The sequence below is a fragment of the Klebsiella sp. CN_Kp104 genome (genome assembly GCF_040064515.1).
Taxonomy (GTDB): Bacteria; Pseudomonadota; Gammaproteobacteria; order Enterobacterales; family Enterobacteriaceae; genus Klebsiella; species Klebsiella aerogenes.
Genome location: NZ_JBEAII010000028.1, coordinates 236,528 through 250,811, shown reverse-complemented (window position 1 = coordinate 250,811; position 14,284 = coordinate 236,528). Strand labels below are relative to the sequence as shown.

Below are 14,284 nucleotides of genomic sequence, written 5' to 3'. Positions count from 1 at the left end.
GTGAAAAAATGAAAGGTATTGTTCTAGCCGGTGGTTCTGGCACGCGTCTTTATCCAATTACGCAAGGTGTTTCCAAACAGCTATTACCAATTTATGATAAACCAATGATTTATTATCCTGTTTCGGTACTGATGCTATCTGGAATACGTGATATTCTTATTATTTCTACGCCAGAAGACCTACCTGCTTTTCAACGTTTACTTGGTGATGGTTCAAAATTTGGTGTTAATTTCTCGTATGCTGTGCAACCATCTCCAGATGGTTTGGCCCAGGCATTTATTATTGGTGAGAAGTTTATTGGGAATGATACTTGTGCATTAATATTAGGTGATAACATATTTTTTGGTCAGAGTTTTAGTAAAAAACTAGAAGAGCTGGCTGTCAAAACTTCCGGGGCGACAGTTTTTGGCTATAAAGTACTTGATCCAGAGCGATTTGGAGTGGTGGAGTTTGATAAAAACTTTAAGGCGATATCTCTTGAAGAGAAACCTTTGAAACCTAAATCTGATTGGGCAGTCACAGGATTGTATTTTTACGATAACAATGTTGTAGACATGGCAAAAGAAGTTCGGCCGTCCGATCGCGGAGAATTGGAGATTACTACCTTAAATCAGATGTATTTGAAACGAGGGGAACTACAAGTTGAATTGTTAGGCCGAGGTTTTGCGTGGTTAGATACTGGAACGCACGATAGTATGATAGAAGCCTCCCAATTTATCCATACAATTGAAAAACGTCAAGGACTGAAAGTCGCGTGCTTGGAAGAGATAGCTTGGCGTAATAAATGGCTATCAGCTGAAGGTGTTGCTGCCCAAGCTGAGTGTCTGAAGAAGACTGAATATGGGGAATATTTGAAACGGTTGCTCATCGAACGTTAAATAACAATTTAAGTATGCTGTATTCATGGGGGTGTATTGTTCTAGTTACATCGGGTGTATTATTACCATGATTACTGCCAATTTAGAAGGCGTGGTATATTCTCTACTCTATATGCTTGGGCTTATGGTTTGTATTGAAAAAATAATCTGCCTTGAATTCAATTTCATCAGATAGAGAGAGTATTAAATCATTGAGATAATATGTCTATGGTCGGTTGTAGATATTTTGCTCTTCTGTACCTGTTTTTTTGAGTTTAGGTATATTTAATGTAATGTGCTCATTGCTTTTTATGACCTATGTTCCTTGCGCGCTTTGAGTTAGAATCGTTAAATTCTATCTGCGAACGTATCGCAGTGATCACATCAGACAGGAGTATGTAATGTCCAAGCAACAGATTGGGGTTGTCGGTATGGCAGTGATGGGACGCAATCTTGCACTAAACATCGAAAGCCGTGGTTATACCGTCTCCGTATTCAACCGCTCCCGTGAAAAGACCGAAGAGGTTATCGCTGAGAATCCCGGCAAGAAATTGGTTCCATATTATACAGTTAAAGAGTTTGTCGAATCTCTTGAAACACCTCGCCGTATTCTATTGATGGTGAAAGCAGGCTCTGGCACTGACAGCGCAATCGACTCTTTGAAGCCATATCTTGATAAGGGTGATATCATTATTGATGGTGGTAACACATTCTACCAGGATACCATCCGCCGTAACCGTGAACTTTCTGCCGAAGGGTTTAATTTTATTGGTACTGGTGTTTCTGGTGGCGAAGAAGGAGCATTAAAAGGGCCGTCGATTATGCCTGGCGGTCAGAAAGAAGCCTATGAGTTAGTTGCACCAATTCTTGAGCAGATTGCTGCTCGTGCAGAGGATGGCGAACCGTGCGTTGCATATATTGGCGCAGATGGCGCAGGCCACTATGTTAAGATGGTTCATAATGGCATTGAGTATGGTGATATGCAGCTGATAGCTGAAGCGTACGCTTTGCTGAAAGGCGGTCTTGCACTTTCTAATGATGAGCTTGCAGAAACCTTCACCAAATGGAATGAAGGCGAGTTGAGTAGCTATTTAATTGATATAACTAAAGATATTTTTACCAAAAAAGATGCGGATGGTAAATATCTTGTGGATGTTATTCTGGATGAGGCTGCGAATAAAGGTACTGGAAAATGGACGAGCCAGAGTTCTCTCGACCTTGGCGAACCGCTGTCTCTTATTACAGAATCTGTATTTGCTCGGTATATCTCGTCCATTAAAGAGCAGCGTGTAGCTGCATCGAAAGTTCTTAGTGGTCCGCAACCACAACCAGCAGGCGACAAACTTGAGTTTATTGAGAAGGTTCGTCGTGCTCTTTACTTAGGTAAAATTGTATCATATGCCCAAGGGTTTTCGCAGTTGCGTGCTGCATCTAATGAGTATAATTGGAATCTTCACTATGGTGAAATTGCCAAGATCTTCCGTGCGGGATGTATCATTCGTGCTCAATTCTTACAAAAAATAACCGATGCTTATGCACAAAATGCGGATATTGCGAACCTGCTGCTAGCACCATATTTCAAAAAAATTGCTGACGAGTATCAACAAGCCTTGCGCGATGTTGTGGCCTATGCTGTACAGAATGGTATTCCAGTCCCGACTTTCTCCGCTGCTATTGCTTATTATGATAGCTATCGCTCTGCTGTTTTGCCTGCAAACCTGATTCAGGCACAGCGAGACTACTTCGGGGCGCATACTTATAAGCGTACTGATAAAGAGGGTATCTTCCATACCGAGTGGTTAGATTAATCTCGGAAAGTTCTCACTCTAAGCCCAGCAGGCCAACTGCTGGGCTTTAAAATTCCGCTCCTCGCTACGCCTTTGTTTTAATAGAATTTTCGCATCACTTAATTACTTATAGTGATTTCTTGGCATGCGTGGATGCTGGAGGGGAACACTAAATGCGTTGATTAATAATACGGCTTACATTCCGTAATCTCATTAACTAATTGAAGTGCAATCGAATGAAAATTACTATATCTGGTACAGGTTATGTTGGTTTATCAAATGGCGTACTAATTGCTCAGAATCATGAAGTTGTTGCATTAGATATTATTCAATCCAAAGTGGATATGCTTAATAAAAAGATTTCGCCAATTGTTGATAAAGAAATTCAAGAATATCTATCAGATAAACCACTTAATTTTCGAGCGACTACCGATAAGCACGATGCATATCGTGATGCGGACTATGTTATTATTGCAACACCAACCGATTACGATCCGAAGACGAATTATTTTAATACATCTACAGTTGAGGCTGTTATTCGTGATGTGACTGAGATCAATCCAAATGCGGTAATGATTATTAAATCTACTATCCCAGTTGGGTTTACTCGCGAAATTAAGGAACGAATGGGAATAGATAATGTTATATTTTCCCCTGAGTTCTTGCGTGAAGGTCGTGCTTTATATGATAACTTGTACCCGTCACGTATTGTAATTGGCGAAAGTTCTGAGCGAGCTGAGCGATTTTCTCGCCTATTGCAAGAAGGAGCTCTCAAAAATAATATTCCAATACTCTTCACTGATTCCACAGAAGCAGAGGCAATTAAGTTATTTGCCAACACATACCTTGCACTCCGTGTTGCTTACTTTAACGAACTTGATAGCTATGCTGAGTGCCAAGGGTTAAACAGTAAACAGATTATAGAAGGGGTTTGTTTGGATCCAAGAATTGGAGACCATTATAATAATCCTTCGTTTGGCTACGGCGGATATTGTTTGCCAAAAGATACCAAACAACTTCTGGCGAATTATGAGTCGGTACCAAACAATATTATCTCTGCGATTGTAGATGCAAATCGTACGCGCAAGGATTTTATTGCTGATTCAATCCTTGCTCGTAAGCCGAAGGTAGTTGGTGTTTATCGTTTGATAATGAAAAGTGGTTCAGATAACTTCCGCGCTTCTTCGATTCAGGGAATAATGAAGCGGATTAAGGCTAAGGGGATACCAGTTATAATCTATGAACCAGTAATGAAAGAAGATGAATTCTTTAACTCACGTGTTGTTCGAGACTTAGAAGAGTTCAAAAATAAAGCTGATGTCATAATTTCGAATCGTATGGCTGAGGAATTAATGAACGTAAAAAGCAAAGTATATACCAGGGATTTATTTGGTAACGACTGATAATTTGGTATCAGATGGCAGGTCTTTAGCAACATCCAATATCTGCCATCAATTCCTTATCATGTTCTGAAAATATTATCAATAAATCACATTCAGGTTGAGTAATTTCTTTATATATTATAGTTTGCTTAATCACTTAGCTACTGTTTGCTTCGACATAGCCAGTTTAAAAGTATTTGTACCTTGTGGTTATTTTATTGAATTGTCGATATACTCGCATGGGAAATTTGATTTGTGAATTATTATCTTCATTTTTATTAGCTGTAAAAATCAAATATTACCCCCCCCTTTTCCATTCAAAATAAAAACACTTAATTATAAGCATATATAGACTCGTTTTAGTTTCATGCATTTTTTGAGATTCCAGCCAAATAATGGTGCTGTCGGTATTCCTCCGGTGTCATATTGTTTAGTGAATCCTATTGGCGTTCACAGTTATATTCTTACACCCATCTTTCAGTGATTTCCCGCACTTCATTCAGCGTTCTGAATAGATAAAAATCGAGTATTTCTGTACGGAATGTTCGGTTAAAGTGATCAATAAAGCGTTCTGTGTCGGCTTACCCGGCTAGATAACCTCCAGTTTTACTGCATGTTTCTCTGCCCATTCAGGCAGTGCCAGTGAGATAAATCCCGGACTATTATCCATGCGTAGCATGACAGGATAGCCGCAATTTGCCGCGATCCTGTCGAGTACACGGACCACGCGCAGAGCTGGCAGATTCAGAGCGATTTCAATCGACAACGCCTCACGGTTAAAGTCATCAACGACATTGAACGTGCGAAAACGGCGGCCACAAACCAGGGCATCATATATAAAGTCGATAGACCAGCTGTGGTTCAGTGCTTCCAGCGTGGCCAGTGGCGAGGGATTACGCACTGGCAATCGCTGTTTGCTCTTACGGCGAAAATTCAGTTTCAACAGACATTAAATACGATGGATCCTTTTGTGATTCCACGGATGTCCCTGCCGCCTCAGAACCTGAAAAAGTATCGGAAAACCGTATCGTGAGTATCGCTCGGCCACTGCCTGCAACGCGACAATAACGGGTTCGTCACGCGAGATATCCGGACGGTAATTTTAAACCGTTCTGCTCAGGTTCAGACTCCGGCAGGCCTTACGGATTCTGAGTCCAAATGTCATTATCAGATGAATGACCAGCTCACGCTTACAGGCTGGTTTTAAAGCTTTTTTTCGATAACGTCTTTCAGCGCCCGGTTCTCCAGGCTCAGGTCGGCAAACATCTGTTTGAGACGGCGGTTCTCATCCTCATGATCCTTGATTTTTTTATATCCAATATTCCATACTGCCATATTTGGACTTCCAGTTGTAGTTTGGTGGCTTCATATATACCGGCCTCCCGGTAGATATCTTTAACGCTTCGTGCGCCTTCAACCGACTTAATCACAGCGATGATCTGATGCTCAGTAAAGCGGGCTTTACGCATAGCGATCTCGTTCGTAGGCAGATTGATTATGCCGGATGATCTCTAATTATGAATGGCATGATTATGCGGGATACTTACACTAAATCAGAGATCTTCGTCTTCGGATGAATTCAGCCGGAGTCATGTCATTTAATGATGAATGCGTTCTCTCATGATTATATTCCCTACACCAGTTGTCGAGTTTGTCCTGCGCATCTTCCAGCGAGGGAACCAGTGCATGTTCAGGCATTCATCCCGCAGCCTGCCGTTAAATGATTTAATAAACGGGTTATCCGATGGTTTTCCGGGGCGGGAGAAGTCCATTGTGACACCGTGCTCATACGCCCATTTATCCAGACTTTCCGAAATAAACTCGCTGCCTTTATTTGTCTGAATACGTACCGATAGGCGCTTGCCCAGTACCCGCAACCCTTCCATCACACCGACCACATCCGCACCTTTCAGCGACTTTCCGGCATGGATCGCCAGACACTCCCGACTAAAATTATCGACTACAGTCAGCGCCTGTCGGACACCGGTATGGTAAGCCTCCCGCAGAAAACGCACCTCGTGACGCTTCTGAGCCGGCCTCAGAACTTTTGTTTCAGTACCTCCTGCAGCATCTCTTGTCCAGACTCTGGTCAGCCACCAGTTTCTTCAGTCGCTGATTTTCATCCTCCAGCTGCCGCAGACGCCGCAGTTCCGTTACGCCCAGACCGGCGAATCTCTTCTTCCAATTATAAAAAGTGGCTTCAGAAATGCCCATCCTTCGGCAGACTTCCCCGACGTGGGTGCTGGTTTCGGCCTGTTTCAGCGCAAACGAAATTTGTTCTTCGTCATAGTGGTCCTTTCCATGGCGATGTGCTTCTTTGGAAGATGGAAGAAAGACCGGAAACTTCAGTTTAGCCTGGCACTGTTTTCAGGGAGGAGAACAATCACAAGAGGAGATCAATTATGCGGGATACTTACAAAAGGTAATTAAAAAACTGCGAGTCAGTGTCTCATATTAATTTTTAAAAGAACAAGCTTATTATTAACGTGAGGGTTTTTTAGTCGTATTAATGTTTTAACGACCTTTGGGTGGGGTTGTAACTTATTGTTATATATTATGATTATAATTTCTCTGGTGGCTTTGACAAAAATGATTTTTTAGACTTTGCTTATAATGCTAAGACATGTTTTTTCTGTTATCGGTTCGGCGTGTCAGCAACATGCAGCAATTGCCACAGAAATCTTGAGGATTATAAAATGGCTTATCAATACTTATTGAATCAAAAAATAGTCGCAGCAATTCAATATGTTGTTCTGGGTAATCATTCTTATACTAGTGATACTGCATTTGATGCAGCATCTAAGGGGTTCATCTACGGTACTCTAACCGAACAGCAATATGTTGGTAACTTGATAGCCTCCAGTGCTGGACAAGCTCTTTATGCAGGAAAAAGTAGTTTAGATATTCTGAAAGGCGTCTATACAACACTTTATGGAACACCTCCCGCTGATTCTGTTCTGCAAGGATATCTCCAGTCGACTGATTTAAATACGGCAATTTATACGGCTATTAGTAACTTATTAAATTATAATGAGTTTGATAGCTCAACTCTTGCTTCGCAGCATAGTCTGGATCAAACTCTTGATGGTATGATGTATAAAGGTTATGGGACCGCGGCTTGGGATGTATGGAGTCAGTCTTTAGCCCAACAAGAGCAAGTTGTCTCAGCCTATTTGGCCATAGCTGGCCGTTCTGTTGACATGAGTGGGTTACGAGGGTGGACCTCGACGCTTACTAGTTCAGGAAAAACATTTGATAATGCGTTGGGCGGTATGCTTAGTTCTGCTGAATTCAATTCCAAGGGAGCCCAGTTAACGGGTGATGCTTTTATTAAGCATATATACAAGGGGGTTTACAGTGTTGATCCTACAGCACAACAACTTGCTACTTATAGTGCTTTAGGCTCGGACAAGGTTGCGATCACCAAGGCCATTCTCAATGACCTCCGCAGTTCTACCGCAACTGATGCTGTAACAGTGAGTGCTCAACATGCATTTGAATATCAAATTGGTACGGGACTGATATACAAAACCGGAGCAATACTGACGACAACTGCAGGTGGTGGTAACGCAACTGGAACAGTTAATACAGATAATAGCCATCAAATCAGCAATGCTGAGACTGCAGTACTAACCAATATACAACTAAACGCCAACTCAGCCGATACAGTAAATTTGAAGTTTGCTGACCATCTTGCAAATCTGGTTATTAACGGTAATAGCGCGTCTACGATTAATTTATCTGATAATGGCGTTAATCCTGGTGTTAATGTTACCGTTAATAACGGTAGTGTAATTTTGAACGCGAGTTCAGGAGCTGATGTAGTAACACTTGCTACTAATGTTGCTGTTGCAAATGGACAATTCAATCTTGGCAATGGTAATGATTCTCTGAAATGGACTGGGAATGCAACTACTGGAGCTAATACCGTAAGTACTTCTATTAGAGCTGATGGTGGTGCTGGAGTAGACACGATATCTGCTAACCTCATAACAAAAAATGTTGCGGTAACGTCTAGTGGCTTGGGGGGGGTCAACAAAACTTTTACTGTCACCACGAATACAAACCAATTTTCTAATTTTGAAAAGCTTGACTTAGCTGGTTATATTGGAAAAGCAAGCGTGGACAATGGTTCAACTGCAGCAAACCATACGTTTGATTTTGGTATCCTGACTGGGAAAGCAAGTTCTGAATCTAGTGTTACAGGAATAATCAATACCGTAGTTCAACCAACAGCAACTTCAACTATAGGTTCACAGGGTTTTGTCCTCTCAGGTTATGCTGATCAGGTCCATGTCATCAATGCTGCGGGTGGTACTTCTGCACAGCTAGAAGTAACGGGGGATGCGACATCTACCAGCAGCGTGGATATCACGTTCTTGCAAAATGCTACTGACCATTTCAATGTTAACTTCACAGCAACCAGTAATAGCGATATTAATGCGGGGTCGCTAGCTCTTAACAGCAGTAATTCAGTACTCGGTACCGCATTGACAACATTGAATATTGGTTCTGGTGGTACAGGCAATTTTGCTAACTCCATTTCGCTGGCGGGAACCAGTAGTCAAGTACAGACAATCAATGTTACCGGAGACCATTTGCTTAATCTAACGGTCGGCACCGGTTACGGAAACCTGGAGACTATTAATGCCTCGGCAAATTCTGCAGGGTTGAATCTGGATGCCAATGTGGGGGGGACAGGTAAAGGGATTCTTTATCAACTCCTGACTATTCTTCCTGGCTCAGCTGTGACAACAACCCTTATTACGCTTTTGGGATTGGATGGCGGTCACAACTTAACGGTGCAGGGAACTGGCGCTGCGGATACCTTCAAGGTCCTGGGTAACACGGTTGTTTCAGGAGGTAATGGGGCGAATCTCTATCAACTGAAAGCGAGTACCATCAATTCGGGTGTCACCATTTCGGATTTTAATAGCGGTAAAGATAGCATTTTTGACACTACTTCAGGCCTTACTATTAATAATGACGCTACGCATACCCAGGTAGCTGATTATGGTGTACGTACGACGGATGTTGTTGACGCGTTGTTGGGTACACTGGTTGGTGGTGTGGTTGGCGGCGTTGTCGGCCTGTTAGGGCAAATCCTTGGTATTGGTGGTACTGGTGATCTCACCTCGAAAGTTGGGGTGGCGTCGGTGGTCTGGACTGATAACTCCCATGAAGCCAGTAACTATTTGATCATTGATAACAACAACGACCATACTCTGGATGCGAACGATACGGTAGTGTATCTCAACGGGCAAACCCATCAGCAGTTGGTTGATACTTTACACTATGCTTAAGTAGTGTGATGTGATAGATGTTTTATAAATAGAAAGGGGGAACTTTCCCCTTTCTATTGTGATCTCTATCGTATTTTAATTAACATTGTATTTTCCATGGTTTACGAAAAATATTTTTTTAGTAGCTTGATATTTTAGTGCTTTCCTATCTATATATTATAAATATCTCCAGCCTGAGTTGTTGGGATCTGATTGCTCTACTGTCGTAGAGGTGTGGCTGAAGGTACACAAAATTAAGGGAAAAAGCAGTGGAGCACTATTTACCGCGCAATGAAATTGCGGATGTTATACGCACACGCAGTAAAATATTCTGGACCGTTGGTGTTTTTACCGCATTCATAAATATTTTAATGTTGGTACCTTCGATTTATATGCTCCAGGTTTACGACCGGGTGCTGCCCTCTGGTAATGAAATCACTCTGCTGATGCTAACTCTCATCATGCTGGCCATGTTCGGTATGATGGCATTGTTAGAGTATATTCGTAGCATGGTAGTGATACGCATTGGTGCGCAGCTTGATATGCGCTTAAATACGCGTGTTTATACTGCGGCATACGAGGATAATCTCAAAAACAAATCTGCTGATGCAGGGCAGATGCTCAATGATCTTACCAACATGCGTCAGTTTTTGACTGGCAGCGCGCTTTTTGCTTTTTTTGATGCTCCTTGGTTCCCGATATATCTGCTGGTTATTTTTCTGTTCAATCCGTGGTTGGGGTTGTTCGCATTAATTGGTTCTCTAATACTGATAGCTTTGGCCATTGTGAATGAAATGGTTTCTAAAGAACCACTGGCTGAAGCGAGTAAGTTCGCGCTGCAATCCGGCAGTCTTGCCAGCACTAATCTGCGCAATGCGGAAGTTATTGAAGCATTGGGCATGTTACCGAATATCAAAGGTCGGTGGTTTAGCTTGCATCAGCGATTCCTGAAAAGTCAGCGAATTGCGAGCGAACGCGCTTCCCGAATCAGTTCTATTACTAAATTTGTACGTCTTTCTTTGCAATCCCTGGTTCTTGGACTTGGTGGCTGGTTAGCTATTGATGGGCATATTACTCCGGGGATGATGATCGCGGGTTCTATTCTGATGGGCAGGACGCTTGCGCCTATCGAACAAGTCATTAACGTCTGGAAAAGCTGGAGTTCCGCTAAACTATCTTATCAGCGATTAGTGAAATTATTGGATCGCAATCCTCTTCGGGGTACAGGTATGTCTCTGCCGAAACCTCAAGGGGCGCTGAGTGTGGAAAATGTTTCTGCGATACCGCCTGGCGCGCAAGGCGAAGCGGTATTACATGGTGTGTCATTCAACTTACAGGTTGGCGATGTGCTGGGCATCATTGGGCCCAGCGCATCGGGAAAATCGACGCTGGCACGATTGTTAGTTGGAATCTGGCCTGTAAGCGAAGGAATTGTGCGTCTGGATGGCGCTGATATCTATCAGTGGAATAAAGATGAACTTGGTCCTTACATAGGCTACCTTCCGCAAGATATTGAATTGTTTGCCGGTACCATCGCGGAAAACATTGCTCGATTTAATGACGTCGATGCTGAGAAAGTTATTGCTGCGGCGAAACTTGCTGGGGTACACGAACTTATATTGCGTTTCCCTCATGGCTATGACTCCGTGATTGGTAACGGTGGTAGCGGGCTTTCTGGAGGACAAAAACAGCGTATTGGCCTGGCAAGGGCACTATATGGCGACCCGTCTCTGATTGTCCTTGATGAACCTAACTCTAATCTGGATGATGCCGGCGAATTGGCACTCAATAAAGCGATTGCTTTACTTAGAGAGCGCCAAAAAACGGTGATATTGATTACGCATCGAACCAACTTGCTATCGATGACCAGTAAGTTGTTACTATTGGTCAATGGTAAGGTGAATGCATTTGGTACCACCCAGCAAGTTCTCCAGGCATTGAATAATGCTCAGAGAACCCAAGCAGCGCAGCAGCAAGCAATACATGCAGTTAATAATGAATTGCATGAAGGCAATAGGGATATCCCTAAAACACAAATAAACTAAATTAAGTCGTGCCAGTCAATAGCTGTCGCTATCTGTTGTTGAAGGGGTGAATATGTCTTCTCAAATTAACCAGCCACTTAATAATGATTTTCAGTCAGACTCTACCGATGAGAGAAAATATACGCGTTTCGGATGGTTTGTGATTAGTATTGGTCTTTGCGGTTTTCTTTTATGGGCGGCTTTTGCTCCTCTTGATAAAGGCGTTGCGTCTCCGGGGTCAGTAACTGTTTCCGGAAATCGTAAAACTATTCAATCTCCTGGTAGCGGTATTATCAGCAATATTGCGGTTAAAGAAGGGGATAAGGTCAAGGCCGGACAAGTACTGGTTCAAATGAGCCAGGTTCAGGCGCAGGCGCAGGTGGATTCTCTGAAGATCCAATATTATACAACTCTGGCAACAGAAGGGCGTTTGTTGGCAGAAAGAGATAACCTGGATTCCATTAAATTCTCTGACGTTTTCAATGCTGTCAAAGACAAACCGCGCGCTGCGGAAATATTAGCATTGCAGCAACAGCTTTTTATTTCTCGCAGACAGGCATTACGTAGTGAGGTTGATGGTTTCAGACAGTCAATTGATGGTATACGTTTCCAGCTGAAGGGCTTACAGGATTCCCGGGCGAACAAACAAATTCAGCTAAACAGCATTCGTGAACAGATGACAAGTATGAAACAGCTTTCTGCTGAAGGATATTTGCCACGAAATCGCTATCTTGAAGCTCAACGTCAGTTTGCAGAGATCAGTAGCAGTATTGATGAAACTATAGGAAGAATCGGGCAGTTGCAAAAACAATTGCTAGAGTCACAGCAGCGCATAGACCAACGTTACGCGGATTATCAGCGTGAAGTGAGGACTCAGTTAGCGCAAACGCAAATGGATGTTAATGATTACAAAAACAAACTTGATATGGCCAACTTTGATCTGGGGAATACAGAAATTATCTCTCCGGTGGATGGTACTGTTGTTGGATTAAATATTTTTACCCAGGGAGGCGTGGTCGGCGCTGGCGATCATCTTATGGATGTCGTACCTAGTGAAGCTGCACTGGTTGTAGATGCTCAATTAAAAGTACAACTTATCGATAAAGTCTATACCGGGCTACCCGTTGACCTCATGTTTACCGCCTTTAACCAAAACAGAACACCAAAGATCCCCGGTACTGTGACGCTCGTCTCGGCGGACCGTTTAATTGATAAAGCAAATGGAGAAGCCTACTATCAGATGCAGGTGACGGTTACACCGGAAGGCGCCAAAATGCTACAGGGCGAGGAAATCAAACCCGGGATGCCGGTTGAGGTGTTCGTTAAAACGGGTTCACGTTCGTTATTGAGTTATCTGTTTAAACCTATTTTGGATCGCGCGCGTACTTCATTGACCGAGGAATAATCGTGAGTTTCATGAAAAGGAAGATAGTTAGTCTGGCCGTTAGTTCAATAGCTTGGGTCTTATCTGCACCAGTGTATGCATTAGGCATTTTGGACGCCTATTCGCTCGCGCTGGAAAAGGATCCAACGTTTCAGGCCGCAATTAAAGAAAAGGAAGCCGGGGATGAAGCAAAAAATATTGGGCGTGCAGGCCTGTTGCCTAAAGTTTCTCTTAATTATCAAAATGCGCCACGTAACTGGCAGACGCAAAAATATCAGACGAGTGACATTTTTGGTAATGTAAGCGATGTGACCAAACGACAGCAATACCGCAGTTATGCTGGTTCCGTGACCTTAACGCAACCTCTATTTGATTATGAGGCTTATGCAAAATATAAAACCGGGGTCGCACAAAGTTTAATGGCGGATGAAAAATATCGCAGTAAATACCTCGATCTTGCAGTTCGGGTAATTTCTGCTTATGTCAGTGTTGCATACGCAAAAGATCAAATTGCATTAGCTGAGGCCCAGAAGGCGGCCTATAAAGAACAACTTGCATTGAATGATCGCCTGATGGCTGCGGGTGAAGGTACGGTAACGGATGTTGCTGAAACTCAAGCAAGGTATAGCCTGGCTGAAGCTCAAGTCATCGAGGCCAGGGACGTCTTAGATTCAGCTCAAAGGGAACTAGAAGTTATCATCGGAATTCCCCTCGACCAGCTAGATGCATTGCAGACGTTACGACAGGGCAAATTCCATGTCTCACCGCTACGTTATACAGCTTTTGATGATTGGCAAAAATTAGCCATGGAACGCAATCCACAACTGGCTTCATCACGTCATGGCGTGGATGCCGCACGTTATGATGTTGAACGCAACCGGGCTGGTTTTATGCCACAAGTTCAATTATATGCATCGCATTCGGAAAATGATTCCAGTAGCGACAATACGGTAAATCAGAAATATCGAACCGACAGCGTTGGGGTTCAGGTATCAATGCCAATTTATTCTGGTGGTGGAGTGGCAGCTTCAACAAGACAGGCCGCGGCACGTTATGGCCAGGCTAAGTATGAACTGGATGCTCAGGTCGGTTCAATCATGAACGATCTTCGCAAACAATTTAATCAATGTATTAGCAGCCAGGCAAAGCTCAGGGCTTATGAACTGGCCGTAAAGTCTGCAACTACGCAGGTAGAGGCTACACGGCAAAGTGTGCTCGCAGGGCAGAGGGTGAACGTTGATGTCCTCAACGCGGAGCAACAACTTTACGCTGCACAGCGAGATTTAGCCGAGGCCAAATACACTTATATTAAGGCCTGGATTTCGTTGCTGGGTGACTCAGGTACCCTGAGTGAAAAAGATATCATGCAAGTTGCGGAGTACTTTCATCGTTCTTGATTTGGGGGAGCGTGTTATGAAAAGAGTGTAAAAGAATTTGACTTTACCTCTCCTGAATCCGGTATGACACTGTGTTTCTAGCACTACGCCATACGAAGGGGACTTACTACGACCAGCCAGCGACTTGACTTCACAATTCGCAAAGGGTAAAACGCCAGCAGTATTTAATTT

At 43.2% G+C, this 14,284-nt stretch carries 7 protein-coding genes and 2 pseudogenes; 7 read left to right on the top strand and 2 right to left on the bottom strand.

The genetic code is table 11. The features are described from left to right. Positions 1-8 precede the first annotated feature (8 nt). The 3 genes from rfbA to ugd all read left to right on the top strand — a co-directional run bounded on the left by rfbA (position 9) and on the right by ugd (position 4,047). Positions 9-878 (top strand): glucose-1-phosphate thymidylyltransferase RfbA, encoded by an 870-nt coding sequence (gene rfbA, locus ABLU80_RS14760; RefSeq protein ID WP_126027216.1) that lies wholly within the window; start codon positions 9-11, stop codon positions 876-878. 380 nt (positions 879-1,258) lie between these two features. Beyond that, positions 1,259-2,665 (top strand): NADP-dependent phosphogluconate dehydrogenase, encoded by a 1,407-nt coding sequence (gene gndA / locus ABLU80_RS14755; RefSeq protein WP_348850118.1) that lies wholly within the window; start codon positions 1,259-1,261, stop codon positions 2,663-2,665. A gap of 215 nt (positions 2,666-2,880) precedes the next feature. Then, positions 2,881-4,047 (top strand): UDP-glucose 6-dehydrogenase, encoded by a 1,167-nt coding sequence (gene ugd / locus ABLU80_RS14750; protein WP_260841236.1) that lies wholly within the window; start codon positions 2,881-2,883, stop codon positions 4,045-4,047. A 344-nt stretch (positions 4,048-4,391) separates the two neighbouring features. Here the strand turns inward: ugd and ABLU80_RS14745 are convergent. Both ABLU80_RS14745 and ABLU80_RS14740 read right to left on the bottom strand, forming a co-directional pair. Beyond that, positions 4,392-5,495 (bottom strand): annotated as a pseudogene (locus ABLU80_RS14745) (IS3 family transposase). Positions 5,496-5,574: 79 nt separating this feature from the next. Continuing rightward, positions 5,575-6,300 (bottom strand): annotated as a pseudogene (locus ABLU80_RS14740) (integrase core domain-containing protein). Positions 6,301-6,722: 422 nt separating this feature from the next. Here ABLU80_RS14740 and ABLU80_RS14735 point away from each other — a divergent pair. The 4 genes from ABLU80_RS14735 to ABLU80_RS14720 all read left to right on the top strand — a co-directional run bounded on the left by ABLU80_RS14735 (position 6,723) and on the right by ABLU80_RS14720 (position 14,113). Next, on the top strand, positions 6,723-9,329 hold the full coding sequence (locus ABLU80_RS14735; protein ID WP_227393904.1) for a DUF4214 domain-containing protein: 2,607 nt from the start codon (positions 6,723-6,725) through the stop codon (positions 9,327-9,329). A gap of 248 nt (positions 9,330-9,577) precedes the next feature. Beyond that, the gene (locus ABLU80_RS14730; protein ID WP_348850117.1) at positions 9,578-11,353 is read left to right on the top strand and encodes a type I secretion system permease/ATPase; all 1,776 of its coding nucleotides are present in this window, start codon (positions 9,578-9,580) and stop codon (positions 11,351-11,353) included. 52 nt (positions 11,354-11,405) lie between these two features. Then, positions 11,406-12,737, top strand: coding sequence for an HlyD family type I secretion periplasmic adaptor subunit (locus ABLU80_RS14725; protein ID WP_042896036.1), 1,332 nt, complete (start codon positions 11,406-11,408; stop codon positions 12,735-12,737). Then, entirely contained in the window at positions 12,737-14,113 is a 1,377-nt protein-coding gene (locus tag ABLU80_RS14720; protein ID WP_042896038.1) for a TolC family outer membrane protein, read from the top strand. Before ABLU80_RS14725 ends, ABLU80_RS14720 begins: the two co-directional genes overlap by 1 nt. Positions 14,114-14,284: the final 171 nt, after the last annotated feature.